The organism is Micromonospora sp. WMMD735, from assembly GCF_049178995.1.
Lineage (GTDB): Bacteria > Actinomycetota > Actinomycetes > Mycobacteriales > Micromonosporaceae > Micromonospora > Micromonospora wenchangensis.
Map to the genome: position 1 here is coordinate 199,833 of NZ_JBMHMJ010000002.1, position 25,552 is coordinate 225,384.

Below are 25,552 nucleotides of genomic sequence, written 5' to 3' on the forward strand. Positions count from 1 at the left end.
AGCCCGGTCACGCGGTCGTGCCCGGTCGTGGTGCGGCGCGTACGTGGGCGCGTTCGCCCTGCCTGCCGACGAGGCTGAGGAACTCGACGGGCCCTGAGCTGGTCGCGCCGAACCAGTGCGGCGTGCGGGTGTCGAACTCGGCGGCCTCCCCCGGGTGCAGGGTGAGGTCGTCGTCGCCGAGGACCAAACGCAGGGTGCCGTTGAGGACGTAGACCCAGTCGTACCCCTCGTGGGTGCGCAGGTCGGGCACGCGGTCGTCGTCGCCCGCCGGCAGGACGAACTTGTAGGCCTGGATGCCGCCGGGCCGGCGGGTCAGCGGCAGGATGGTCACGCCGTCGGCGGCGGCGACGGGTCGCAGGTTGATCCGGGGGTCACCGGTCAGCGGAGCGTCCACGAGTTCGTCGATGGTGACGCTGTGGGCGCGGGCGAGCGGGAGCAGTTGTTCGAGGGTGGGACGTCGTAGGCCCGCTTCGAGCCGGGACAGGGTGCTGGCGGAGATGCCGGTCTCCTCGGCGAGGTCGGTCAGGGTGATGTTGCGGCGCAGCCGTAGCTGCTTGAGCCGGGGTCCGACCGCGTCGAGGGTGCGGTTCAGGTTCTCGTCCACCAGGCCATTTTGCCATTCGGCAAGAATCTTTGCGGGTTTTCCTCGGCGGTCGCAGGATCACCTCATGACCGGCGGAGACGGGGAAGGGACAGGTCGGATGGTCGAGTCGAAGGAGATCGTCAGGGACGTCGTGGTGGTCGGTGGCGGCGCGGCAGGGTTGAGCGCGGCGCTGATCCTGGCGCGGTCGCGGCGGCGGGTGACGGTCGTCGACGCCGGAGCGCCGCGCAACGCGCCGGCGCAGGCGGTACACGGCCTGCTGGCGCTGGACGGGCTCAGCCCACGGGAACTGCTCAGCCGGGGCCGCGCCGAGGCCACCCGCTACGGCGCGGAGGTCGTCACGGCCGAGGTGGACGACGTGTCGCGTACCCCACGGGGGTTCGCGGTGCGCACGCGCGACGGGGCCGTGCTGCACGGACGTCGGCTGCTGATCGCCACCGGCCTGGTCGACGAGTTGCCGCAGATCCCGGGGCTGCGGCAACGGTGGGGGCGGGACGTGCTGCACTGCCCGTACTGCCACGGGTGGGAGGTGCGAGACCGGACGATCGGGGTGCTCGCCACCGGACCGATGTCGACGCATCAGGCGCTGCTGTTCCGGCAGTTGAGCGACGACGTGCGGTTCTTCCTCCACGACCAGGAACTCGACGGGCAGGACCGGGTGAAACTCGACGCGCTCGGCATTCCCGTGATCTCCGGCCGCGTCGCCGGACTGGAGATCGTCGAGGACCGCCTGGCCGGCGTCCGCCTCGACGACCGGATCGTGCCGGTCGAGACCGTGGCGGTGGCGTCGCGGATGGTCGCCCGCGCCGAGGTGTTCGCCGGCATCGGCGTCACCGCGACACCGCACCCGGCCGGGTCCTTCGTCGCCGCCGACGAGACCGGTCGCACCCCGGTGCCCGGGGTGTGGGTGGCGGGCAACACCAGGGACCTGTCCGCCCAGGTCGGTGCGGCCGCCGCCGACGGCGCACGCGCCGCCGCGCACCTCAACGCCGACCTCGTCGCCGAGGACACCGACCGGGCGGTCGCCCGCCTGCTGGACGCGGAGGCCATCCGATGACGCACCGCTTCGACCAGGACTACTGGCAACGGCACTGGCAGCCCACGGCCGGGCACGGGCCCGGCTCGATGGCCGGCAACCCGCCGAACCCGTACCTCGCCCGGGGGGCCGCCGGCCTGGCACCGGGCACCGCGCTGGACGCCGGATGCGGTGCCGGCGCGGAGGCGATCTGGCTCGCCACCCGTGGCTGGCAGGTCACCGCCGTCGACATCGCCGCCGAGGCGCTGACCCGGGCCGCCGACCGCGCGAGCGCCGCCGGGCTGACCGGACCGCCGATCCGGTGGGTGGAGGCGGACCTGACCGGCTGGGAGCCGGGCGTCCGCTTCGACCTGGTCACCACCCACTACGCGCACCCCGCGATGCCGCACCTCGCGTTCTACCGGCGCATCGGCGGGTGGGTGGCGGCCGGCGGCACCCTACTGATCGTCGGCCACGGCCACACGCCGCACCCCGGCGGCCACGGGCAAGCGCCGCACTCCGGCGGCCACGGGCAAGCGCCGCACTCCGGCGGCCACCTGCACACGCCGCACTCCGGCGGCCACCTGCACACGCCGCACTCCGGCGGCCACCTGCACACGCCGCACTCCGGCGGCCACGGGCACCACCATCCGGCCGAGGCGACGGTCACCCTCACCGACATCATCGCCGGCCTGGACGTGGCCGAGTGGGAGATCCGCACCGCCGAGGAACACCACCGGGGCATTCCCGGGCCCGGCGGACGCACGGCCACCCTGCACGACGTCGTCGTACGCGCCACCCGCCGCCCCTGACCTCCTCTTCGCCGCGACGCCGGGACCGAGGTCCACCCCCGGCGCCGTACCGAACCGCGCCCTCGAAAGGAAACCCGCGCATGTCCTCGCCCGACAGTTTGTCCCACGTGAACGGCCCCGACGCGACGGTCCACGACCCGCGCCGACGCCGCGCCATCCTGGTCGCGGTGTGTATCGCCCTGATGGCGGTCATCGCCTCCGTCTCCGGGCTCAACGTCGCCCAGCCGCAGGTCGCCGTCGAGTTCGACGCGTCGCAGAGCACCGTCCTGTGGATGATCAACATCTACACCATCAGCCTGGCCGCGCTGCTGCTCCCGCTCGGCGCGCTCGGCGACCGGGTGGGCCGCAAGCCGATCCTGCTCGCCGGCCTGGCCCTGTTCGGCGTCGCCAGCGCGGCGGCCGGCCTGGCCACCTCCGCCACGATGATGATCGCCGCCCGGCTGCTCGCCGGCGTCGGCGCCGCGATGATCATGCCGGTCACGCTGGCCGTCATCACCTCCACCTTCCCCGACGGGGAACGCTCCAAGGCGATCGGCATCTGGACCGGCGTCGCCGGTGGCGGCGGCATCCTCGGCATGTACCTGTCCGCGGTGCTCGTCGACTGGGCGAACTGGCGGTGGCTGTTCCTGCTGCCGGTCGTCCTCGTCGTCGCCGCCGCCGGCACGGCCCTGCGGGCCGTCCCGAACTCCCGCGAGCAGACGCGGCACCGCTTCGACGTCGTCGGGTCGCTGACGTCCGTGGTCGCCGTGACCGCCCTCATCTACGTCCTGCACGAGGGCCCGGTCCACGGCTGGACCGCGCCGCTGACCACGGCGAGCCTGCTCGTCGGTGTCGTCGCCGCGATCGGCTTCGTGGTGTGGGAACTACGCCGGCCGGCACCCCTGCTCGACGTGCGGCTGTTCGGCGACCGACGCCTCGCCAGCGGCTCGCTGGCGCTGCTGGCGCTCTTCGGCGTCCAGGCGGGGATCTTCGTCGTTCTGTTCCCCTACTTCCAGGCCGTCCTCGGCTGGTCCGGCCTGCGCGCCACCCTCGCGCTCATGCCCATGGCGGCGACGATGATGCTGTCCTCCGGCCTCGCCCCGCGGGTGGCCGCCCGGGCCGGGGTCCGCGCCACCATGGCCACCGGCATCGTGCTCGGCGGCGCGGGCCTGGCCCTGATGGCCACCCTCGTCTCCGTCGACGGCGGCTACCCGGCGATCCTGCCCGGCATGCTCGCCATGGGACTCGGCATGGGCCTCACCCAGACCCCGTCCACCGAGGCCATCACCTCCGCCCTGCCCCGCGACCGCCAGGGTGTCGCGTCCGCCCTCAACGACGTCACCCGGGAGTTCGGCACCGCGCTCGGCGTCGCGTTGCTCGGCGCGGTCCTCACCGCCGGCTACCGCAGTGCCGTCGACACCCGCCTCGGCACGGTCCCCGCCGACACCGCCGACGCCGCCCGCGAGGGCATCGCCACCGCCATCGCCGCCTCCGACGCCGCCGGTGCCCAGGCACCCGCACTGGTCCGTGCCGCCCAGGAGTCCTTCGTGGACGGCTGGCAGCAGGCCATGTGGGTGGGCACCGCCGTGATGGTGGTCCTCCTCGGGTACGTCCTGGCCCGGGGCCCGCGACGGGCCGTACCCGGCACGCCGGTGGCCGCACCGGCGTCGACGAGCGACGTCACCGTCGGCTGACACCGGTACGCGGCACCACCTTCGCGTACGTGTCGCAGCTCGCCGGCCGGACGGCGATGGACGGCCATCCGCCGCCGTCGGGCCGAAGACCCGACGTGCCCCCGCTGTCGGACGGACAGCGGGGGCACGGCCTGCCCGCTACCGGGTCACGGGAGGGTCCACTTCTGGTTGGCGGCGGCCAGGCAGGTCCAGAGGTGGACGGCCTGGCCGTCGGTGGCGCTGTTGTTGGACACGTCCAGGCACTTGCCGGACTGGGGGTTGCGCAGGGTGCCGTCGGTCTGGGCGGACCAGTTCTGGGCACCGCTGCCGTTACAGGTCCAGAGTTGGATCTTCGTGCCGTCGGCGGTGCCGCCGCCGGAGACGTCCAGGCACCTGCCGAGTGCCTTGACGGTGCTGTTCGGGGTGACCGTCCAGGTCTGGGCGGCCGTGCCGTTGCAGGTCCAGATCTGGATCTGGGTGCCGTCGGCGGTGGCGGCGTTGCGGACGTCGAGGCACTTGCCGCCGAGCCCGACGACCGGCCCGGTCCCCGGGGTGCCGGGGGTTCCGCCGCCCCGGACCAGGGTGAAGTCGTCCACGTCGAACAGGCCGGTCCCGGAGCCGGTGAAGGTCAGGTAGACGGTCTGCGTACCGGTGGGCACCCCGGCCAGGGTGGTGCCGACGTCGGCGTACGTGCTCCAGCCTCCGGTGTTGGGCACCGCCACCTGGCCGAGCAGCGGGCCGGTGGCCGAGCCGGTCCGGATGCCGATGGTGCCGCCCGCCCCACCGGAGACCACCCGGGCCCGCAGCGAGGTGACCCCGGTCAGGTCGAGACCGGGGTACGCGGCCCAGTCGCCCGGGTCGACGTAGCCGAGGGTCTGCCCGCCGTTGGCCCCGGCCTTGGTGAACGCGCTGACCCCGTTGGCCGAGCCGAACGCCTCGGCCTGCACGGTGGTGGTGCCGCCCGGCGTACCGCCCAGCTCCTTGATCCGGACGTTGCGGAACGACACGTCGTCGCCCGTGCCGTGGTTCTGGAGCCCGATGTGGCCGGCGAGCGAGCGGGCCGGGTCGGTGTTGGTGAAGTCGTTGATCTTCCGCCCGTTGAGGAGGACCTGGAGGCGTTCCCCCTCGACCAGCAGCTCGTAGGTGTTCCACTCTCCCGGCGGGTTCAGGGCGGCGTCCCGGGCGGCCAGATCGGCGGACTGGAAGGTGTAGACCGCGCCGGTGGTGCGGTCGGCGGCGTCGGTGGCGTCGATCTGGATCTCGTACCCGTTGTCGACCGCCGACCACGGGTCGGTCGACGGCGGGAAGCCGATGAAGACGCCCGAGTTGTCGTCGCCGGCCATCCGCCAGTCGAGCTTCAGCGAGTAGTTGGTGAACTGCCTGGCGCTGTACCAGTACAGGCCCATGCCGCCGACGGAGGTGAGGGTGGCGTCGGCGTTGCCGAAGCTGCCCGGACCGGCCTGCGACCAACCGGTGGTGGACCCGTCGTAGAGGGTGACGTAGCCGGTCTCCGGGCGGCAGTCGGCCTTCGCCCGGCCGGCCGCGTACCGGATGCCGCCGAGCAGGTGGCTGCGGAACGCCGCCTCCGCGTACGACCCCTGGGTGTGTCCCAGGCCGGTGTAGAACGACCGGCCGGAGTTGACCGTCTTGCACCAGGAGATCGGATGGTCACCGCCCATCGAGCCGCCCGAGTACGACGACTCGTCCAGGGTGGCGAGGACCCGGGCACCCGAGCGCGGGTTGGTCTGGAAGTTGTACCACTCGTCGGTGCGGGTCCAGGTCTGCGGCAGGTGCCCGGTGGCCGGGTGCGCCCGGTTCTCGACGCGGACGTTGGCCTGCTGGATGGCCGGGTGCGAGGCGAAGTAGCCCCCCACCAGGCTGCCGTAGTACGACCAGCCGTACTCGGTGTCGGCGGCGGCGTGGACGCCGACGTACCCGCCGCCGCCGTCGACGTACGACGCGAAGGCGGACTGCTGTGCGGCGTCCAGGACGTCACCTGTGGTGTTGAGGAAGACCACCGCCTCGTACTGGGCCAGGTTCGCGGCGGTGAACCGGGACGCGTCCTCGGTCGCGGTCACGGTGAAACCGTTCGCCGTGCCGAGTTCCCGGATCGCCTGGATACCGACGGCGATCGAGTCGTGCCGGAACCCGGCGGTCTTGGAGAACACCAGCACGTCGTACGGGGCGTCGGCCGCACCGGCCGGCGTCGGGACGGCGAGCACCGCGGCGGCGGCGGTCACCGCGCCGAGGACGGATCGAAGGAGTCTGCGCATGTCACTCTCCCGGACGGGTGGAGGAGGGTGCCGGGTGCCCCGCTTGCCGGGTCACGGCAGGGTCCACTTCTGGTTGGCGGCGGCCAGGCAGGTCCAGAGGTGGACGGCCTGGCCGTCGGTGGCGCTGTTGTCGGACACGTCGAGGCACTTGCCGGACTGGGGGTTGCGCAGGGTGCCGTCGGCCTGGGCGGACCAGTTCTGCGCCGCGGTGCCGTTGCAGGTCCAGAGTTGGATCTTGGTGCCGTCGGCGGTGCCACCGCCGGAGACGTCGAGACACTTGCCCAGCGCCTTGACGGTGCTGTTCGGGGTGACCGTCCAGGTCTGGGCGGCCGTGCCGTTGCAGGTGTAGATCTGGATCTGGGTGCCGTCGGCGGTGGCGGCGTTGCGGACGTCGAGGCACTTGCCGCCGAGCCCGACGATCGGCCCGGTACCGGCGGTGCCGCCGGTGACGAACGTGAACGTGTCGAGGTCGAACAGCGCCCCGGTGCCCCCGGCGAAGGTGAGATAGAGCGTGCCGGTGCTGGCCGGCGCGCCGGAGAGGGTGCCGGTGACGGTGGTGAAGGTCTCCCAGCCGCCGGTGACCGGGACGGTCGCCTGACCCAGCACGGTGCCGGTGGGTGAACCCGTCCGCACCTGGAGGGTGCCGCCGACACCGTTGGAGGAGACCCGGGCGCTGAACGAGGTGGCCTTGTCCAGCCGGTACGGCTCGAACGCGATCCAGTCGCCGTTGTCGATGCTGCCGACGGTCCTGCCACCCTCGGCGGGGGTCTTGTCGTAGACGGTGATCCCGGACGAGGTCTTGAAGTGCTCGGCCTGGCGCTTGCGCGGCTGGAGGGTGTGCTGCCGGTGGGTGGTCAGCCCACCGGCGTCGGTGTACTCGGCGTCGAAGATCGCGAAGATGTTCGCCGCGTCGTCGTGCTCGCCGTCGACCGGGATGGTGATCGTGCCGGAGCAGCCGTTCTTCGCGGTGATCTGGTGGCCGTGCTGGTCGTGGCCGAGCACGTAGGTCATCTTCACCCTGGTGCAGTCGATGGTGCCGTCCTCCGGGTCGGTGACGGTGATGCTGAACGGCACCGTGTCGCCGTAGGAGAACAGCGAACCGTTCGCCGGGCCGGTGATGGTGACCGTCGGGGCGGTGTTGCCGATGCCGATCTGCACGCTGGCCGTGCCGGTCGCGCCCTGCGGGTCACGGACGGTCAGGGTGACGTCGTAGGTGCCGTTGGCGGTGAACGTCTTGCTGGGGTTGGCCGCCGTGGAGGTGGTGCCGTCACCGAACGCCCACGAGTAGGTCAGCGCCCCACCCTCCGGGTCCGAGGACCCGGCCGACGAGAAGGCCACCGTGAGCGGGGCCGCCCCGGAGGTCCGGTCGGCGGCGGCGACGGCGGTCGGCGCGCGGTTGCCACCGCCGACGTAGTCGTACCGGTACAGCGCCGAGTTGGCGTCACCGTTGAAGTAGCCGGTGCCGTAGTCGAGGACGTACAGCGCGCCGTCCGGGCCGAACGTGGAGTCCATCACCTGCTTGCCGTTCCAGGGGAACGACGCGTCGATGGCGCCCCGGGAGCCGTCGGCGTTGACGTGGATCGGTTTGATCCAGCCCCGGCCCAGCTCGGTGGCGAAGAACTGGCCGTCGAAGGACTGCGGGAACTTCGTGGTGGACGGGTTCGACGCGCTGTAGCGGTAGACCGGGCCGGCCATCGGTGACTCGGAGCCGCCGCCGAACTCCGCCGGGGTGCCGGCGTCACCGGCGTAGCGGATCCAGGCCGGCTGTGCCGCGGGCAGGGTGGGCAGGCCGGTGTTGCGGAACGAGTTGTTCGTCGGCCCACCGGCGCAGTTGTACTTGGCACCCGCGGTCCCGGCGGCGAAGTCCCACTCCGCGTACGTCTCGGCGGCGGTGTTGGTGCCGGTGCAGTACGGCCAGCCGTAGTTGCCCGGCCCGGTCACCCGGTTGAACTCGACCTGCCCGCTGGGGCCGCGCGCGCCGGTGGTGCCGGCGTCCGGGCCGTAGTCGCCGACGTAGACCACCCCGGTGGCCCTGTCCACGCTCATCCGGAACGGGTTGCGGAACCCCATCGCGTAGATCTCCGGGCGGGTCCGTGCGGTGCCCGGGGCGAACATGTTCCCGGCCGGGATCGAGTAGCTGCCGTCCGCGTTCACCCTGATCCGCAGGATCTTGCCGCGCAGGTCGTTGCTGTTGGCCGCGCTGCGCTGCGCGTCGTACGCGGGGTTGCGGTTGGTCCGCTCGTCGATCGGCGAATAGCCGGCGGAGTCGAACGGGTTGCTGTCGTCGCCTGTCGACAGGTACAGGTTCCCGGCCGCGTCGAAGTCGATGTCCCCGCCGACGTGGCAGCAGATGCCCCGGTCGGCCGGCACGTCCAGGATGGTGACCTGGCTGGACGTGTTCAGCGTCCAGTTGGCGTTGAGGGTGAACCGGGACAGCCGGTTCACGCCCTGCCAGGCGGAGAAGTCCGTGCCGGTGGCCGGGGCGTCCCCGGCGGGGGTGGACAGCGGCGGGGCGTAGTACAGGTAGACGTGCCGGTTGGTGGTGAAGTTCGGGTCCACCCCGACGCCCTGCAGGCCCTCCTCGTCGTGGGTGTAGACGGGGATCGTGCCCACCACGGTGGTGGTGCCGGCCGCGTCGGTGCGCCGCAGGGTGCCGTTGCGGGCGGTGTGCAGCACCGACCGGTCGGGCAGCACCGCGATGGTCATGGGCTCGCCGACCTCGGGCTCCCCCTTGGCCAGGGTGACCTGCTGGAAGTCGGTGGGGTTGATGGTGTGGGCCTGGGCGGGGGCCGGGCTGCCGAGGGCGAGCAGCCCGGCGGCGGCGACCAGGAGCAGTGCGGAGCTGACCGACGCCGTTCGCCGGCCGAACGCGCCATGGTGTGAGGACACTGGCTGTCCGTCCCTTCCTGACGTTCGATTGCCAGGGCGGGCGCGCGCCGTCGCGCCGGATGCCGTAGCGGGGGAGGGGGTCGATGGATCACCGCGCCGCCGGTTCACCTCGCTGAAACACTTGCGTGATGGCGAAGACATTAAGCTGTTTCGATTCCGCTGTCCATGCCTTCTGTCGAATCACGACCGACTTTCGCTCGAACCGCGAAAAGTCCACGCCGACGCGGCACGGGGGACGCGTCCACCGGCATGAACCAGCCATCGCGCCCAGCCGCGACCGGGGCCGCCCTACTGCGGACCGCGTAGAAACTCCACCAGGGTCCGTACCCCGAAGCCCGTGCCCCCGTGCGGGGTCTCGTCGAAGGCGGCCTCGTCGTTGAACGCGGCTGCCCCGAGGTCGACATGGACCCAGGGGAGCCGTGGCCCCACGAACTCCCGGAGGAAGAGCGCCGCCTGGATCGCGTCGCCAGGGCGGAAGGCGGCGTTCGCCCGATCCGCCACCGACGATCTGAGGTGACGCCGCTCGGACTCCCACAGCGGGAGACGCCAGAACAGCTCGTCGGACCGGGCGGCGGCGGCCGACACCTCGGCGGCCAGCGCATCGTCCCGGGCGAAGTAGGCCGCCGCGCGGGTCCCGAGCGCGTGCGGCACCGCCGCCGTCAGGGTCGCCACGTCGATCAGGACGTCCGGGGCCGGGTCGCGGGCCAGCAGCAGAGCGTCGGCCAGCACCACCCGGCCCTCGTTGTCGGTGTTCAGGACCTCCGTGGTCGTCCCGTCGGCGTGCCGGACGACGTCCCCCGGGCGTAGGGCCGCCGGGCCGGGCATGTTCTCGGCGAGCGGGAGCAGCGCCCGCAGCCCCACCGGCAGGCGCAGGGCAGCCACGGCGCAGACCGCACCGACGACGGCTGCGGCCCCGCCCATGTCGGCCTTCATCGTCCGCATCTCGGGTGGGCTCTTCAGGCAGAGCCCGCCCGAGTCGAAGGTGATCCCCTTGCCCACCAGGGTGACGCTTCGTCCGGGCGCCGGAGGGTCGTACCGGAGTTCCACCAGGCACGGCGGCTCGGCCGAACCTCGGGCCACCGCCAGCAGGCCCGCCATGCCCAGGGTGTGCAGCGCCTCGCCGTGGTGCACGACGCAGGACAGCGCACCACCGGCGAGGCCGGCGACGCGCCGGCCGAACTCCGTCGGGCCCAGTGCGCCGCCGGGACTGTTCACCAGATCCCGCGCGAGGCAGACGGCATCGGCGACCGCGACGCCCTCGGCCACCGCACCGGGGTGCGCGGTGCGGATGGTGATCTCACCCAGGGGCGGAGCGGCACCGTTGCGGTGGCGGTCGTAGCGGTAGGCGGCCAGCACCGCACCCTCGGCCACCGCACGGGCACGGGAACCCGCGGACACCGGGCCCTCCGTCGTCTCGGCGAGGTCCAGCCGCAGGGTACGGGCTGGGCCGGCGGCCCGGACGGCAGCGGCCGCCGCCCGGCGGAAGGTCGCCGGGGTGGCTGCCCCGGCGGGACCCAGGCCGACGTTGAGCAGCACCACCCGATCGTCCGGGCCCGGTTCGGCGACGACCTGACCGGCGCGGCCGGTGAACCCGCGACGCAGGGCGAACGTCCCCGGGCGCGTGCCGTGGTGCCAGGGCAGGGCCACCACGTCGGCGGGCCGGGCATCGGCGACCGGGGTCACGATCACGCCCGGCACGGGTCAGGCGCGCTCGTAGGCGGTGCCGGCCTGGTTGCGCGTGAGCAGCCCCTCGTCCACCAGGGCACGACGCAGGGCCACCCAGTCGTCGAACCACTCGCCGCACAGGGCGTTGACCCGGGCCTCGGGATAGACCTCTCCGGGGGAGAAGGTGTCGACCACCACGGCCAGCACCCGGGCCCGCACCTCGGCGTCTGCGGGGATGGCGGTGATGCGGCCACGACGGAAGTAGGCCCCCGCGCCGTCCCCGCCACTGCGGCCGGCAACCCGGACCTCGGCCTGGACCGCACGGCGGAAGGCGTCGTCCACCAGGGCGTACGTGTTGGTGGCCCGGTCCTCGGCGACGATCCTGCCGTCCACCAGCCGACGCAGGGCGCCCGCGGTGGCCTTGGGGGTGAGCCCGGTCTGCTCGGACACCGACCCCACGGTGCGTGCCCCGAGCACGAGCGCGGCGAACGCCGACCGCCGGGCCGGCTCGGCCAGCAGGCCGACGATGTCCCCGCAGGACGGCGGACGGTCAGCGGAGTCGGACTGCGGCTCTTCGTCGGCCGGGGGCACCGGACACCTCACCTCTGCGTCGTCGGGCGGACCGTTCACCACGACCGGACCTCTCCCGGATCTGTCCACTGTCGATAACCTAGCAGTCGCATCCCGTCACGCCGGCCGAACCGCCGGTGCCACGGCCGTCGACTCAACCCCGGACCGTCGGCGTCTCCAACACGACGGGCGGCTGCGTCCGGGCCCGGCGGGGAGTGCTCTGCGCCGGTGGTGTGCGGTACGCCGAGGGACGGTGCCGCACCGCCAGGGCGATCACCTTGGCCCCCTCGATGAACACCCAACGTCGGCGCTGCCAGGCGTGCAGCAACTCCAGTGTCGGCTCCCAGCGCGTGCCCGACCAGTGCCCGGCCTGCAGGTCGCGGAAGCGGGTACCCCCGATCAGGGCACGGAACAGCCGCGCCTCGTCACCGGTGAGGACCGTCTGACCCGCCGGCAGACCCGGCCGCTGCTCGTCGAGGGCGACCGAGCTGAAGCCGAGCCGGTAGGTGAAACGGGCGGTGTGCCGGTGCGCCTTCCACAGCCGCACCCGGGCGGCCAACCGGTGGCGCAGCTCCTCGTTGCGCGCGTCGTCGTGGAAGTCACCCTCGAAGTGGTACGCGATGTCCCAGAGTTCCTCGTCGGAGAGCCCGGGATAGGCGAACCGGTAACCGGGGAAGGGACGCGACAGGGTCAACCCGAACGACCCGGGCCGTTCCACGTACGGGCTGAACCGGTCGAAGTGCACGGCGAGGATGTCCGCGTCGGGCGGTTCCAGGTGGGTCAGCGAGGCCACGAGGTTGAGCTGGGACAGCAGGGACGCGGGGGTCTCCCCGGGATACCCGGTGAGGATGTTCCACACCGGCAGCACCCCGAACTCCGCGCAGCCCAGCAGGAACCGGACGTTCTGCATCGCGGTGGCGCCCTTCTTCAACGCCCGCAGTCCCTCGGTGCTGAGGCTTTCGATCCCGGGCTGGACCGAACGCACCCCCGCCCGCCGGATCGCCCGGATCTGCGCCCAGTCCATGTTCGCCTTCACCTCGAAGAAGAGCGAGTGGTCCGTGCGCATCTGCTCCACCCGGGGCAGCGCCGTCTCCAGGTAGCCCAGGTCGAGGATGTTGTCCACGGCGAAGAAGTCGAGCACCCCGTACCGGTCCATCAGGTGGTGCAGTTCCTCGGCCACCGAATCCGGGTGCTTGCTGCGGAACTCCATGGTGGCACCGTTGAGCCCGCAGAACGTGCAGTGCGTCTTCGCCCCCCACCAGCAGCCCCGGGAGAACTCCACCGGAAGCGTGATGTCGGGCTCCAGGGCATGCAGGCCGACCTCCCGCAACTGCTCGAAGAAGCCGTCGTAGTTGGGCCGGGGCACCACGAGCTGCGCGGTGGTACGCCGGGCCGGCAGCGCCCGGGACGTGGCCGCGGCGTCCTGCCCGCGTACCACCAGGCGACCGGCCGCCGCGAGCGGGCCACCCGCCGCGACCTGCCGCAGCAACGCGACGAAGGCGTCCTCGCCCGGCCCGTCCACCACGGCGTCGACCGCCGGGAACTTCGCCAGCAGGGTACGGCCCATCGGCCCCTCGCAGTTGCTGCCGCCGAGCACGATGGTCCCGGTGTACCCCTGCGCCCGGAGCCGTTCCGCGACCGCGAGCGTCGGACCGTTCTGGCTGAACGTCGTGGTGAACCCGATGACCTGCGGCGCGGCCCGGAGCAGCCCCTCGGCGGTCTCGACCACGTGCCGGTCGGCGACCGCGCGCAACGCGTCGACCAGCGCGATCTCCCGCTCGGTGATCCCCCGCTCCCGCAGCAGCGTGTAGTAGGCGGCACGCTCGGCGTCGCCGGCCGCCCGCCGGGCGTACACCCAGTCGCCGACCGACAGGTGGTAGAGGCCCTCGGCGACCCGCGTGTAGGCCGCCGCCCAGTCGTCCGGGGACAGCCCGAGCATCCGTCCGGCCAGGGCGTAGAAGCTGAGGTACGCGTAGTCGGAAACCACCTCCCAGCCCTCCGCCTCGGCCACCGCCCGCAGGGTGCCGATCTGGATCGACGGGCGGTGGACGTTGTTCCAGGGCATCGAGACGAGTGCCGCGCGGCCAGCGTCGCTCATCACGTCATCACCAGATGATGCGCAGGTCGTAGACGTTACGGAGGAAGGGTGGTTCCGCCGTCGGCTCGGGCAGCCGGTAGTCGGGGATCATCTCGTGCCACTCCTCCCAGGCGGTGAGGATCTGCGCGCGGGCGTAGGCGGCACCGAGACACTGGTGGTGACCGGTGCCGAAGGCGATGTGCGGATTCTGCGTCCGGTCGAAGTCGACCCGCTCCGGGTCCGGGAAGACCGCCGGGTCGTAGTTCGCCAGGGCCAGCGGCAGCAGCACCGTGTCGCCCCGGGACGCGACCCCGCCCGCACCCTCCCGGGTGGCCAGCCGACCGGGATACATGCAGGAGTTCACCCTGAGGAACTCCTCCACCACAGCCGGCCGGATCTGCGGCTCGCGCAGGAACCGGCGCCGGTCCCCCGGGTGGTGGGCGAGATGCTGGATGCCGTTGGCCATGTGGTTGACGGTGGAGTCGACCCCGGCCAGGAAGAGGACCGTGAGCAGGGACTCCCGGTCGGCGTCGCTGACCGGGGAACCGTCGATGTCCCAGTCGAAGGTGGCGGTGGTCAGGTCTGCCTCGACCGGCTCCGCACGACGCCGCGCCACGTGCCGCCGCACGTACTCCTGGAGCGCGGGGAACGCGGTCTCGGCGTTGAACGCCTGGCGTGGGTCCGGCGCCTCCCGGGACCGGATCATCGCCACGTTGATGGCGAGCAGGTGATCGAGGTCCGCCCGCGGCCACCCGACCGCCAGCATGAGGTTCTCCAGCACGTACGGGCGGGCGAACTCGTCGGAGAAGGAGACCTCGCCCCGGTCGACGAACGCCTCGATGCGCCGCCGGGCGTTCGCCCTGATCGCGGGGGTCAGATCCCGCGCCCGTTGCGGGGTGAACCAGGCCGCCAGGTGTCGCCGCCACTCGGTGTGGGCGCGACCCTGGATCGTCAGGGGGATCCAGCGCTCGTCCTCGGCACCCTCGGCGGCGCTGACCCGGGACACGCTGAAGGTGTCCTCGTCGCGGAACGCGGCGCAGATCCCCTCGTAGGTGGACAGGGCCCAGAAGCTGCCGCCGTGCGAGCTGTGGAACGCGCCGTCGCGGGCGTGTTCCGCCGCGACGCGCCGGTACGCCTGCGGCGCGGCGAAGAAGTCGAAGTCGACCGAGTCCCTCGCCGTCGCGGCGGTGGCCCCGGTGACCGGGCACCTGTCAGCCTGCACCAGCTCTCTCCTTCTCCCGTGATAGGGCGGGCACCGGGTCGAGCCCGCCCCGGGGCCAGACCCCGGCGTTCAGCCCGGCGGTGGTCAGTCGCAGGGACCAGAGTTCGTCGAGATCCCCGGCGTCGAGCAGGACGCCGTCGACCAGGACGGCGTCGGGACGGGTGAGGTCGGCCACCGTGGTCGGCAGCCGCCGGTAGAGCACCAGATCGGCCTCGGTGGTCGCGGCCGGGCCCCGACGCATCGCGGCGTGGGCCGCTCCGGTGGCCGCCTGCAGCACCGCGGCGAAGGGGATTCCCGCGCGGGACAACTCGGCCAGCTCCTTGTGGAACGACGGGCCCGCCACCACGAACGGGTTGCCGCAGTCGGTGCCGACCAGCACGCGTGCCCCCGCGTCGGCGACGGCGCGGACCAGGCCACCGAGCCGGTCCACCAGCCCGCCACGCTCGGCTGCCGCGGCGCGGTCGAGAGCGAGGGCCCCGCGGGCGGCCACGGTCCAGGCCTGCGTCCGACCCGCGTCGGCCAGCGCCAGGGCGGTGGGCGAGGGACGCGTCCACCGCCGTTCGCCGGTCAACGCCCGCCAGGTGACCAGGGTGGGACAGACGAAACGTCCGGCGTACCCCTCGACCCGGGCGGCGGCCTCCGCCTCCACCCGGTCGAGGGCGGCGGAAAGGACCTGCCACCGCCGGTCACCGGGGAGCCGGAAGATGTTGGGCACCAGACCGTAGAGATGTTCGGTGGACCACATCGCGGCCTGCGCCTCGGCGATCGGCACCCGTTCGGGGGCGTGTCCGACCACCGGGAGACCCACCCGGTCGGCGGCGGCGGTGATCGCCGCGAACCAGGCGGGTTCCACGTCGTCATAGACCTTGATGCCGTCGAAGCCGAAGCCGAGCGCCTCGTTGAGCACGTGGTCGGCCGAGTGCCGGTCGTCCACCACCATCGCCCCGCCCGGCACCCGGGTGGTCGGGCCGTCGACCACCGCCGTGCTGACCCAGGCGCGGGGCACCACGGCGGTCCGGGCCCGGTGCACGCCCGCCACGTAGCGGTGCGCGGGCTCGCCCCACATCTGGCGGTACGACGTCACGCCGTGGGTGAGCAGACCGACCAGATCGCCGGACGACGACACGTGCGCGTGCGCGTCCACGAAGCCCGGCAGGGCGTACCACCGGGCCGGTCCGTCACCGGGCGGCCCGTGCGCCAGGACTCCGTCCTCGACCACCAGATCCCGTACCGGTCCGGGGCGGCCGGTGTCCGGCCCGACCGGCGCGACGGCGGGAATGCGGTGGGCGCGGGGCCGGGTCGCGAGGGCGCGCAACGCGTCGGCCTGCGGATCGCCGGCGGGCAGCAGGCCGACCCGCAGCCGCCACTGCGCGTCCTGGCTGGGCGTCATCGGGCACCCGTACCAGCGGCCTGCCCGGCGGCCTCGGTCGCCACGCGCGCTCCCACCTCGGCGAGGCGGTGGGCCGCCCGCACCCGGGTGGGGCTGTCGACCAACCAGATCCGGGCACCGAGGCGGCGCTCACCCGCGGTGAAGACGTCGAGTTCCGGGTCGCCCCCGGCGGTGACGAGCACGAGTTCCTGGCCCGGGTCCCGACGCTGGACGGCCCGGGCAGAGCCGTACCACAGGCCACGGGTGACCGCCGCCAGCTCCGGCAGGTCGACCCGACGGCACGCGTCGACCATCCAGTCGGGCGCGCCGACCCGGTGGAAGTGGTCGGTCAGGTAGCGGTGTCCGTCGGGGGCCTCGATCGCCGCCGCCTCCTGCTCGACCGCGTCGTCGGGGAGTTCCACCTCCTCGGCGTGCGCGCAGAAGGAGTACGCCCGGGTCACCCTCGAATCGTCCGCGGCGACCCGCAGGGCCGTCCGCCCGCCGAAGTAGACACCGAACACCGTGTACTCGGGATGCCCGAAGAGGTCCATCACCGCCCGGACGTCCTCGACGTGCCTGTCGATACCGTGCCGTTGCGGCACGCCGACGCGTTCGCTGGCCCCCCGCCCCCGCAGGTCGAGGGCGAGCAGGTCGGCGTCGGGAACGGCGTCGAGGAACCCCGAGTCGGCCCAGATCCGCCAGTCCATCGCCACCCCGTGCACCAGCACCACCGGTGTCCCCGTCCCCGGCCTGCGCATGCCGTGCAACCGGGCGCCGTCGGCGGACGTGGTCTCGAACGGTTCCAGGTCACGCTGCTGCACTACGCCCTCCCAAGGCCATCGCCCGACCCAGTTCGTCGCGCCCGCTGTCGTGTACGGCCAGGACCAGCCCCTGCGGCGCCTCCAGGAACACCCAGCCGCGCACGGACCACTCGGCCAGCTTCCCGTGGGCCTGCTCCGGTGTGGCACCCGCCTCGACGGCCGCCGCCACCGACCCGGTGATCCGACCCCCGTGCGTCAGCCCACGGAACAGGACGTTCTCCCAGCCCCGCAGCACCTCCCGACCCCGTCCGACGTGCGGACGATGGTCGTGGACCGCCGTGACGCTGGGGCCGAGGCGGTAGGTGAAGCGGCTCTGCGGGTGCAGTTTCTTCCACAGTCCGACCCGGGCGCCTAGCCGCCGGCGCAGGGTCAGCAGCAGCGCGCCGTCGGCGGCGTCCGGCTCGGCGTGGTCGAACGAGTAGGCGAGCGTCGCCCGGTCCACGTCGTCGCCCGGGTGGACGAAACGGTACTTCGCCTCGGGTCCGCGCAGCTCGATCCCGAACTCCTGCGGCCTCTCGAAGTAGGGGCTGTAGCGGTCGACGCGGACCTTGCTCACCGTGGACGGCGGGTCCAGGTGCGACAGGAAGGGGATCAGCCGAAGCTGTTCCTCCAGCATCTCCGCCTGCTCCCCGGGCATCGCGGAGAGTAGATTCCAGCCGACCTCGATGCCCAGCTCGCGGCAGAGCACCAGGAAACGCAGGTTGTGGAAGGCGGTGGCACCCTTGCGGAGCAGCTTCAGCGACCCGGTGCTGAGGCTCTCGATGCCCGGCTGCACGGTCATCACCCCGGCCGCCCGCAGCTGCCCGAGCGCCCTGGGTCCCAGGTTCGCCTTGACCTCGAAGAAGGTGGTCACGTCCACCTCGGCCTCGGCCAGCTCGGCCAGTCCGTTGTCGTCCTTGGCGAGGATGGTGTCCACCGCGTACGTGTCGAGCACCCCCTGCCGCTCGGTCAGCTCACGCAGGGTGTGCACCAGTTGCCGGCCCGGCTTGCTGCGGTACGGCATGCCGCTGCCGTTCTCGCCACAGAACGTGCAGTGCATCTTCTCGCCCCACCAGCAGCCGCGCGACATCTGGAACGGCAGCGCCACGTGGGGACGGATCAGCTCGCTCCAGGGAAGCTCCGCCAGCCGGCGGAAGTAGTCGTCGTAGCGGGGCACCGGCACGGCGTCGACCGACTGCACCACCGGCGTGCTGACCACCAGCCGGGTGCCGGCGCGGGTCACCACCCCCGGTGCCGAGATCGGCACGCTCGGGTCCTCGGCCGCGCACAGCGCGGCGACCGCGGCCTCCCCCTCACCCTGCACGACCAGGTCCACGAACGGGTAGGCGCGCATGACCGCCTCACCCATCGGCCGGTCGCAGTTGGCGCCGCCGAGGAAGACCAGCCGGTCGGGGGCCCGGTCCTTGATGGCCCGGCCGACCGCCAGGGCGGGCACCAGTTGGCTGAACGAGGTGGTGAATCCGAACCCCTGCGCGCCGGTGTCCAGGAGCCGGTCGGCGGTGTCGGCGACGAACCGGGGCGCGCTGGCACGCATCGCCAGCACGAGGTCCACCAACTCGGCGGAGACGCCGCGGGCACGGAGGAATCCGGCGTACTCGGCACGGGCGGCCTCCTCGTCCTCGTCGCGCGCCGCGGGCAGGCCGCGCCCGAAGATCCAGTCACCCACGCCGAGGCCGTAGAGTTCCTCGCCGATGGTGTCGTAGACGGCGGCGAACCGCGCCGGCTCGCAGTCCAGCTCCTTGACGGCGAACTCGAACCAGTCCAGGTAGATGTACTCGGCGGTCACGGGACCGCCCCCGGACCCGGCGGCCAATGCGATCAGCGAGGCGACCTGGATGGACGGCCGGTAGAGGCTGTTCCACGGGGGCGCGACGAGGACGAGTCTCATGGCCGTGCGCCTCCCTGCCCGGCCATGGCCGCACCGAGCCGCCCGGTCGGCAGCACCGGGTAACCCGCACGTGCCTTGTCGAGCAGTTCGAGCCCCGGTGCCACCACGTCGACCACGGTGATCGACCCCGGTCGGGTGAGCACCCGGTGGTAGGCGTGCACCCCGACCGCGGCCAGCCGATCAACCAGATGGCGGAGCAGTTGCTCGGGCGTGGCCTCGACGGGCAGCCCGTCCTCGGGACGGAAGGGCTCGGTGCGTCGGGGCAACGTGCGGACGTCGAAGCGGGCGGCGGCCAGGTGCCGGGGATAGCGGGCCAGTGCGGAGGTGATCTGCCCCGCCTCGGTGTCGGCGTTCACCGGCCCGTGCTGGAACATGGTGCGTACCTGGAGATACTCCAGCAACGCGCGTTGGAGGGCGTAGGCGCGCACCGGCGAGGCGCCGCTGCCGATGAGACGGATCACCTCGTCGGCGCTGCCGTCGCAGACCACGTAGGCGGGCACCCCGGTGTCGCAGGTGATCGACACGATGAGGATCGGCGCGCCGGTCAGCTCCTCCACGTCGTCGGCCAGGGCCCGCAGCTCCGTCGTGAGCGTCGCCGGATCGACCACCACCAGGCCGGGCTCGCCGAGGCCGAAGTAGCTGCGGGCGAGTTGACAGGACCACGCGTCCCGCTCGATGACCTCGTTGATCGCATGGACCAACGCCTCGTGCAGAGTGGTGCCGGCGGCGTAGCCGGCGCTCGAGGTGTAGTGCCACAGCGGACGGAAGGCTCCGTCGTCCTGCGGATGCGGCCAGTTCTGGTAGCCCCCGTCGCGCAGGAACACCGGCTGGCGGTGGGAGCTGCCGCCGTCCTGCCCGAGGGTGGTAGCGACCGGAACATAGTCGCGGGTGAAGACCGAGGAGTCCGGCATGATCCCGCCCAGCCGCCGCAGCAGCGCCGAACGGCGCGCGGTGGGTTGCCCGGCCACCGCCCGGCCGGGCATGAAGCCACTCCAGCCGCCGCCCGCGTCGCGCCGCCAGTCCAGGTGGTAGTGCTCGGCGCTCTCGAACAGGGCGCTCGCCAGGCTCCGGTGGCCGAGGCCCTTGCCGGAGCTGCGGGAACAGAGCACGCCGTCGGCGTCGTGCAGACGTACCTCGTAGGTGGGTGCGGTGTCCGGGCCGTACCTGCGGATGTCGGGTGTGAGCCGCTCGGCGGTCAGCCAGTCGCGCACGGCGGTGAGGGCGGTGCCGATGGGCGTCTCCCGTTCCGGTGGGACGTCATCGCGTTGTGCCCCGCCCTGCAGGACGGCGGTCAAGAGGTCGTTGTCTGCGTACTCGGTCGTCAAGGATCTTCCTCACTTCTCCCATGTCGAAGACGGGAACGCCCGCGCGGACGAGGCCCAGGAGCGGCTGTGGTCGGGAGACGGCGTGCGCGAAGTGCAGCCGGGTGGTCGGTAGTTCGGGCGCGGTGACCGCCAGCTCCCCGGTGTCGGCCCAGACCCGTACACCGGCGGCTGCCAACTCCTGCTCGGGTGCTTCGGGAGGCCGGCCGGGGACGGGGGCCGGGACCGGTTCGAAGTCGAGGGTGGCGCACCGTAGCAGCAGGGGCCAGCGTTCGAAGCGACGCAGGAAGTACCGCTCGGCCGGTACCGCCGTCTCGTTGGCCCGCCACATGGTCTCGGCCTGTGCCAGTTCCAGCAGGGCGCGCTCGGTGGCGGCGGCGACGGTCTGCGCCGCGCCCAGGCCCGTCGCGGGCATCCGCCGGCCGGCTCGGGCCACGACCAGCACCACCGGGGTACCCCCGACGAAGGAGAGGGGGATCGTCTCCACCTCGGCCCGGTCAGTCGCCGCCGTACCGCAGCGTCCGGCCGGGGTGACGGCGAGTGACCGGTAGAGGAAGGCGCCGTGGTCGAGGAGTTCGGTCAGTTCCAGCACCGCCCCCCGCAGCGCCGCGTCGGGTGTCGGCGCCACCGCCCAGCCGATCGTGCTGGACAGTCGCGCCACGGGCGGGGTGAGGGTCCCCTCGGCCAACTCCGTGCCCGCCACCCACGGCGCGGACCAGAAGAGCGGGACCGCCAGGTCCGGTCCACCGTCGAGCGCCCGGTAGCGGCGCAGCCGGCATCCCGGTGGGACCGTACGCGCACCGTCGGGGCCGGACCGCGCGTCGGCTGCGGTGGCCCGGCTGGTCGACGGGCGGGCGAGCAGGGCGAAGGGAGTACACGCGAGCATGCGCTCGACGGCTTCGGACAGTGCCTTACGCCGTGCGACGGCTTCGGTGACGGCAGTGCCGTAGCCGTGGGCCAGCGCCGTGTCGGCGACGGCCGTACACCGGACGGTGATCGTCTGCTCCGCAGGGAACGCCTGGTACTCGACCCTGCGCAACATGCACGTCACCACCGCTGTCACGGTCATCATCACCCTCCTCCCGGACCCGCTCGCCCGTCGACTGGTCACGCCCCGCCGGTCAGGTCAGGACGCGTCCGCTGGGCGGCTCACGCCGGCCGACTCACGTGGTCGGCTCGGCCTCGTCCGACCAGGCCCCCCACGTCTCGAGCTCGTGCAGTTCCAGCTCGCTCAGCTCGGCGTTGTTGGGGTCGTCGTTCAGGAAATCTGCGGTCATGCAGTCGAACACGACAACCGGTCCCATGTTTCCTCCCTTCTGGGCGTCGTACGGACGGTGGTCCACCGCCACCACGTCAGCGACGCGTGGCGGGGCTGGAGAGGGTGAGCGGGACCTGGGTCCGGACGCGCTTCGGCGTGCCCTTGGCCGGCGGCGTGCGGTAGGCCGAGGGTCGCCAGCGCACCGCCAGGGCGATCACCTTGGTGCCCTCGACGAACACCCAGCGCCGCCGCTGCCAGGACTGCAACAGTTCGAGCGCGGCGTCCCAGCGTGGCCCGTCCCACCCCTGGGCCTGGAGATCCCGGAACCGGGTACCTCCGATCACCGCACGGAACAGTCGGGCCGAGTCCCCGTTCAGGGTGACCCGCTGCGGTGGCAGGCCGGGCCGCCGGTCGTCGAGCACGACGCTGGCGAAGCCGAGCCGGTAGGTGAAGGACGCCTCCCCGTGACGGCTGCGCCAGAGCCGGATGCGTGCGGCCAACCGGCGGCGCAACTCGACGTTGCGGGGGTCGTCGGTGAACTCACCCTCGAAGTGGTAGGCGATGTTCCACAGGTCCGACTCGGACAGCGCCGGGTAGGCGAAGCGGTAGCCGGGGAACGGTTTGGTCAACGTGAGCCCGTACTCGGCCGGGGACTCCACGTAGGGACTGAAGCGGTCGAAGCGGATCAGGGTCACGTGCGGCGGTACCAGGTGTGACAGGGAGGCGACCAGATCGATCTGGGCCAGAATGGACGCCGGCGCCTCCCCGGGATAGCCGGTGAGGATGTTCCAGTCCGCCCGCACCCCGTACTCGGCACAGCCGAGCAGGAACCGTACGTTCAGGAAGGCGGTGGCACCCTTGCGGAGTGCCCGCAGCCCCTCGGTGCTCAGGCTCTCGATGCCCGGCTGCACCGAACGCACCCCGGCCCGACGCATGCGGCGGATGTCCGCCCACTCCATGTTGGCTTTCACCTCGAAGAACAGGGAATGGTCCGACCGCAGTTCTTCGACCGCCGGTAGGGCGGTATCCAGATAACCGAGGTCGAGAATGTTGTCCACCGCGAAGAAGTCGAGCACGCCGTACTGGTCCATCAGGTGCCGGAGTTCGCCGGCCACCGAGTCGGGGTGCTTGCTTCGGTAGCGCATCGTGGCCCCGTTCAGGCCACAGAAGGTGCAGTGCGTCTTGGCCCCCCACCAGCAGCCGCGTGAGAATTCCACCGGCAATGAAACATCCGGTTCCAGCCGGTCGAGACCGGCCGTCGACAACTGCTCGAAGAATCCGTCGTAGTTGGGCATGGGAACGGTCAACCGGTCGGCGGGGATCAGTTCGGCGACCTGGGCGGTCCCCTCCCCGCGCGCCACCAGGCGGCCCGCCGAGCGCACCGGTTGATCTGCCGCCACCTGGGCGAGCAGGGCGGCGAGCGCCTCCTCGCCCGGCCCGTCGACCACGGCGTCCAGGGCTGGGAAGTTGGCCAGCAGCGCGCGGCCCATCGAGCCCTCGCAGTTGCTGCCGCCCAACACGATCGTCCCGGTGTAGCCCGCCTCGCGGAGTCGTTCGGCCACCGCCAGGGTCGCACCATTCTGGCTGAACATGCTGGTGAACCCGATGACCTGGGGCTCGGCGGCGAGCAGCCGTTCGGTCGTGGCGGCGACGTGCCGTTCGGCCACCGCCCGCAGCGCGTCGATCACCCCGATGCTGGTCTCGTCCACCCGCTTGGAGCGCAGCAGGTCGACGTAGGCCGCCCGCTCCTCGGGCGCCGCACCGCGTCGGCTGAAGATCCAGTCGCCGACCGACAGGTGGTAGAGCCGCTCGGCGATGAGTTCGTACGCCTGGGCCCAGTCGTCGTCGGACAGCCCGAGAATCTTCGGAGCCATTGAATAGAAGTCGAGGTAGGCGTAATGGGAGTCGACCTGCCAGCCCTCGGCCTCGGCCACCGAACGTAGAATTCCCACCTGAATGGACGGTCGTGTCGCGCTGTTCCACGGCATTGATACAAGTGAGACTCTGCGTGGTTTGATGACCGATCACCACCTCGATCGATGTGTCATTCTGGACTCATGTTCACTACTACGCAGCGCGTCCGTCAAGTCCCATTCGGTGATCACTCATCCCCAGAACCACGTTCGACGTGCGGAGATTCAGCCGATGAGTTTCAAGTTCGTTGGCGGGATGTTCCATGACCTTTGTCGCCGACGACGGCTACCACATTTCCACCGAAGAGCGCATCGCGCTGGAGCAGTTGGCCCGGACTCCGGCCGGGACATCCGCGTTCGCGCTACGCGCCCGCATCGTCCTCGCCTGCGCCGCCGGGGACACCACCGCCGAGGTGGCCCAACGACTCGGGGTCTGCCGGGAGACCGTCCGCAAGTGGCGCAACCGGTTCGCCGTCCACCGGCTCGCCGGCCTCGCTGACGAGCCGCGCCGGGGCGCCCCGCGCACGATCGGCACCGACCTCGTACACCGGGTGGTGGTCGCCACCCTCGACCTGCCGCCGCCCACCGGCGAGCGCTGGACCACCCGCGCACTGGCGGCCGCCACGGGTGTCTCGCAGACCACGGTCTCGCGCATCTGGCGCGAGTACGGCCTGCGGGCGGACCGGGTGCGCGCGTGGCGGCTGGTGACCGATCCGGGGTTCGTGGCCGCCGTGCGTGGCGTGGTCGGCGTACACCTGGCGGGTCGGGAGAGCACCCTGGTTCTCGCCGTGGATCATCCGGACGCCACGGGCGTCGCCGCCCCCGCCGCGGTGATGGCCCCGCCGGCGCTGCACAGCGTCGCCGGGCCGGGCCCGGCGGGCGGTGCGTCGGGCCCGGCCCGGCGGCTGATCCCGTTCCTGGCCGAGGTGGAGGCGGCGGTGCCGGACGGGACGCTGCACGTGCTCCGCGCCGATCGCCCCGGGGCGGAGGCGCGGGCGGTGGCCCGCTGGCTGGCCCGACGCCGGCGCTTCCGTCACCAGGTCATCCCCCCGTGCGCCCCGTGGCCGGTCCTGGCCGACCGGTGGCTGACCGCACCGGGTGTCCGCGACCATCCCGGCACCGCAGAACTCAGGCTCCTGGTGCGCCGGTGTGTCGGAGGGGCCCACCAGGCCGGTCGGATGTGGCGGGCGGATCCACAGCGGACGGAAGATGGTGACGGAAAGTCAATGCTTCCTTGCCTACCGTAGCCGGCATCGATAGCATCGACCTGCGGCCGGAGATCCACACCAGGTGTGCCGCCACTGCCGGCCCCCGCCGCACCGTCCACCCGTGCCATGGGACCCGCGTCCACCCGACTGGGGATGTGGAATGAAGGTATCGCTGACCGGAGCGGCGGAGACGACGCTCGCCACCCTCTGCGCGCGGGCCGTCGACGCCCGATCACCGCACCCGATACTCGGTGACCACACTGCGGCCGGGATCCTCGACAAGCTGGACTACGACTTCGCGAAGTTGCAGATCCAACCGGCGACCGCTGTCGGTGTCGCCCTCCGCACACGGTTCTTCGACCGCTGGACCCGGCGGTTCCTCGACGCCCACCCCGAGGCCACCGTGCTGCATCTGGGCTGTGGCCTCGACGGGCGGGCGCAACGGCTTGCCCCTGGTCCCGGGGTGCGGTGGTTCGACATCGACCAACCCGAGGTCATCGCCCTGCGGGACGCGCTCTATCCCGCGCGTCCGGGCTGCCGCACCCTCGGTGCCTCGGTGGTCGAGGAGAGCTGGCTGACGGAGATCCCGACCGACCGGCCGGTGCTGGTGCTCGGTGAAGGACTGGCCATGTACCTCGGTGCCCAGGACGGCCCGCGGATGCTGCGCACCATCGTGGCCCGGTTCCCGCTCGGCGGCGAGATCGCCTTCGACTCGTACTCCCGGGCCACCGTGCGCCTGAGCGGACCGTTACCGGTGATGCGACAGACCGGCGCGCAGATGCGCTGGGGCATCGACGACCCGCGCGAGGTGCCGCAGGACGTCCCGGGCCTGCGGCTGGTCGAGTCGGTCAGGGCCTACGACACCGCCGACCCGGACGACCACCGACGGTTGCCTCTGGGCCTGCGGCTGCGGCTGCTGCTCGACACCAAGGTGCTGGCGAAGCTGCCGGTCTCGCGCGGCGTCGGACACCTCTCGCGCTTCGCCTTCCCCTGACCG

The 25,552-nt window shown here is 72.3% G+C and carries 19 protein-coding genes; 5 read left to right on the forward strand and 14 right to left on the reverse strand.

Annotated features, from left to right (window positions below; all coding sequences use genetic code 11):
* Positions 1–7: 7 nt before the first annotated feature.
* Complete coding sequence (locus tag ACN268_RS01295) at positions 8–604, reverse strand: helix-turn-helix domain-containing protein (protein ID WP_421481323.1); 597 nt, start codon at positions 602–604, stop codon at positions 8–10.
* Positions 605–701: 97 nt separating this feature from the next.
* Here ACN268_RS01295 and ACN268_RS01300 point away from each other — a divergent pair, with 97 nt between their 5' ends.
* The 3 genes from ACN268_RS01300 (at position 702) to ACN268_RS01310 (ending at position 4,101) form a co-directional block, all read left to right on the forward strand.
* The gene (locus ACN268_RS01300) at positions 702–1,658 is read left to right on the forward strand and encodes an NAD(P)/FAD-dependent oxidoreductase (RefSeq protein WP_421481324.1); all 957 of its coding nucleotides are present in this window, start codon (positions 702–704) and stop codon (positions 1,656–1,658) included.
* Positions 1,655–2,428 (forward strand): class I SAM-dependent methyltransferase, encoded by a 774-nt coding sequence (locus ACN268_RS01305; protein WP_421481325.1) that lies wholly within the window; start codon positions 1,655–1,657, stop codon positions 2,426–2,428. Before ACN268_RS01300 ends, ACN268_RS01305 begins: the two co-directional genes overlap by 4 nt.
* Positions 2,429–2,508: 80 nt before the next feature.
* The gene (locus ACN268_RS01310) at positions 2,509–4,101 is read left to right on the forward strand and encodes an MFS transporter (RefSeq protein WP_421481326.1); all 1,593 of its coding nucleotides are present in this window, start codon (positions 2,509–2,511) and stop codon (positions 4,099–4,101) included.
* Positions 4,102–4,247: 146 nt separating this feature from the next.
* On the opposite strand, the gene ACN268_RS01315 is transcribed toward ACN268_RS01310, so the two are convergent.
* The 13 genes from ACN268_RS01315 to ACN268_RS01375 all read right to left on the reverse strand — a co-directional run bounded on the left by ACN268_RS01315 (position 4,248) and on the right by ACN268_RS01375 (position 23,452).
* Positions 4,248–6,353 carry a ThuA domain-containing protein gene (locus ACN268_RS01315; RefSeq protein WP_421481327.1) on the reverse strand — a complete coding sequence of 702 codons (2,106 nt, stop codon included), beginning with the start codon at positions 6,351–6,353 and terminating at the stop codon, positions 4,248–4,250.
* 51 nt (positions 6,354–6,404) lie between these two features.
* Positions 6,405–9,242: a PQQ-dependent sugar dehydrogenase gene (locus ACN268_RS01320; RefSeq protein ID WP_421481328.1), complete on the reverse strand. Its 2,838-nt coding sequence runs from the start codon at positions 9,240–9,242 to the stop codon at positions 6,405–6,407.
* 288 nt (positions 9,243–9,530) lie between these two features.
* A complete protein-coding gene (locus ACN268_RS01325) occupies positions 9,531–10,931 on the reverse strand; it encodes a leucyl aminopeptidase family protein (RefSeq protein WP_421481329.1) in 1,401 nt (466 codons plus the stop codon).
* Between the two features lie 12 nt (positions 10,932–10,943).
* Entirely contained in the window at positions 10,944–11,498 is a 555-nt protein-coding gene (locus ACN268_RS01330; RefSeq protein WP_421481330.1) for a DUF2087 domain-containing protein, read from the reverse strand.
* Positions 11,499–11,631: 133 nt separating this feature from the next.
* Positions 11,632–13,575, reverse strand: coding sequence for a RiPP maturation radical SAM C-methyltransferase (locus ACN268_RS01335; protein ID WP_421481331.1), 1,944 nt, complete (start codon positions 13,573–13,575; stop codon positions 11,632–11,634).
* A 7-nt stretch (positions 13,576–13,582) separates the two neighbouring features.
* Positions 13,583–14,776: a cytochrome P450 gene (locus tag ACN268_RS01340; protein ID WP_421481332.1), complete on the reverse strand. Its 1,194-nt coding sequence runs from the start codon at positions 14,774–14,776 to the stop codon at positions 13,583–13,585.
* The gene (locus ACN268_RS01345) at positions 14,766–16,166 is read right to left on the reverse strand and encodes a hypothetical protein (protein WP_421481333.1); all 1,401 of its coding nucleotides are present in this window, start codon (positions 16,164–16,166) and stop codon (positions 14,766–14,768) included. Before ACN268_RS01345 ends, ACN268_RS01340 begins: the two co-directional genes overlap by 11 nt.
* Positions 16,163–16,966, reverse strand: coding sequence for an alpha/beta fold hydrolase (locus ACN268_RS01350; RefSeq protein WP_421481334.1), 804 nt, complete (start codon positions 16,964–16,966; stop codon positions 16,163–16,165). Before ACN268_RS01350 ends, ACN268_RS01345 begins: the two co-directional genes overlap by 4 nt.
* Complete coding sequence (locus tag ACN268_RS01355; protein WP_421481335.1) at positions 16,953–18,854, reverse strand: RiPP maturation radical SAM C-methyltransferase; 1,902 nt, start codon at positions 18,852–18,854, stop codon at positions 16,953–16,955. Before ACN268_RS01355 ends, ACN268_RS01350 begins: the two co-directional genes overlap by 14 nt.
* Positions 18,851–20,179 (reverse strand): YcaO-like family protein, encoded by a 1,329-nt coding sequence (locus ACN268_RS01360; protein ID WP_363791938.1) that lies wholly within the window; start codon positions 20,177–20,179, stop codon positions 18,851–18,853. Before ACN268_RS01360 ends, ACN268_RS01355 begins: the two co-directional genes overlap by 4 nt.
* Entirely contained in the window at positions 20,112–21,245 is a 1,134-nt protein-coding gene (locus ACN268_RS01365) for a hypothetical protein (RefSeq protein ID WP_421481336.1), read from the reverse strand. Before ACN268_RS01365 ends, ACN268_RS01360 begins: the two co-directional genes overlap by 68 nt.
* A gap of 94 nt (positions 21,246–21,339) precedes the next feature.
* A complete protein-coding gene (botA, locus tag ACN268_RS01370) occupies positions 21,340–21,480 on the reverse strand; it encodes a bottromycin family RiPP peptide (protein WP_204925177.1) in 141 nt (46 codons plus the stop codon).
* 49 nt (positions 21,481–21,529) lie between these two features.
* Positions 21,530–23,452, reverse strand: a complete 1,923-nt coding sequence (locus tag ACN268_RS01375) for a RiPP maturation radical SAM C-methyltransferase (protein ID WP_421486789.1) — start codon at positions 23,450–23,452, stop codon at positions 21,530–21,532.
* A gap of 158 nt (positions 23,453–23,610) precedes the next feature.
* Here ACN268_RS01375 and ACN268_RS01380 point away from each other — a divergent pair, with 158 nt between their 5' ends.
* Together ACN268_RS01380 and ACN268_RS01385 are read left to right on the forward strand one after the other, a co-directional pair.
* Entirely contained in the window at positions 23,611–24,594 is a 984-nt protein-coding gene (locus ACN268_RS01380) for a helix-turn-helix domain-containing protein (RefSeq protein ID WP_421481337.1), read from the forward strand.
* A 121-nt stretch (positions 24,595–24,715) separates the two neighbouring features.
* Positions 24,716–25,549 carry a class I SAM-dependent methyltransferase gene (locus ACN268_RS01385; RefSeq protein ID WP_421481338.1) on the forward strand — a complete coding sequence of 278 codons (834 nt, stop codon included), beginning with the start codon at positions 24,716–24,718 and terminating at the stop codon, positions 25,547–25,549.
* The last annotated feature ends 3 nt before the right edge of the window (positions 25,550–25,552 follow it).

Excerpts from the sequence above, each read along its gene's own strand:
- ACN268_RS01300 (WP_421481324.1), top strand. The coding sequence starts at position 702 with ATGGTCGAGTCGAAGGAGATCGTCAGGGACGTCGTGGTGGTCGGTGGC.
- ACN268_RS01305 (WP_421481325.1), top strand. The coding sequence starts at position 1,655 with ATGACGCACCGCTTCGACCAGGACTACTGGCAACGGCACTGGCAGCCC.
- ACN268_RS01310 (WP_421481326.1), top strand. The coding sequence starts at position 2,509 with ATGTCCTCGCCCGACAGTTTGTCCCACGTGAACGGCCCCGACGCGACG.
- ACN268_RS01315 (WP_421481327.1), bottom strand. The coding sequence starts at position 6,353 with ATGCGCAGACTCCTTCGATCCGTCCTCGGCGCGGTGACCGCCGCCGCC.
- ACN268_RS01335 (WP_421481331.1), bottom strand. The coding sequence starts at position 13,575 with ATGAGCGACGCTGGCCGCGCGGCACTCGTCTCGATGCCCTGGAACAAC.
- ACN268_RS01345 (WP_421481333.1), bottom strand. The coding sequence starts at position 16,166 with ATGACGCCCAGCCAGGACGCGCAGTGGCGGCTGCGGGTCGGCCTGCTG.
- ACN268_RS01355 (WP_421481335.1), bottom strand. The coding sequence starts at position 18,854 with ATGAGACTCGTCCTCGTCGCGCCCCCGTGGAACAGCCTCTACCGGCCG.
- ACN268_RS01365 (WP_421481336.1), bottom strand. The coding sequence starts at position 21,245 with ATGACCGTGACAGCGGTGGTGACGTGCATGTTGCGCAGGGTCGAGTAC.
- botA (WP_204925177.1), bottom strand. The coding sequence starts at position 21,480 with ATGGGACCGGTTGTCGTGTTCGACTGCATGACCGCAGATTTCCTGAAC.
- ACN268_RS01380 (WP_421481337.1), top strand. The coding sequence starts at position 23,611 with ATGACCTTTGTCGCCGACGACGGCTACCACATTTCCACCGAAGAGCGC.
- ACN268_RS01385 (WP_421481338.1), top strand. The coding sequence starts at position 24,716 with ATGAAGGTATCGCTGACCGGAGCGGCGGAGACGACGCTCGCCACCCTC.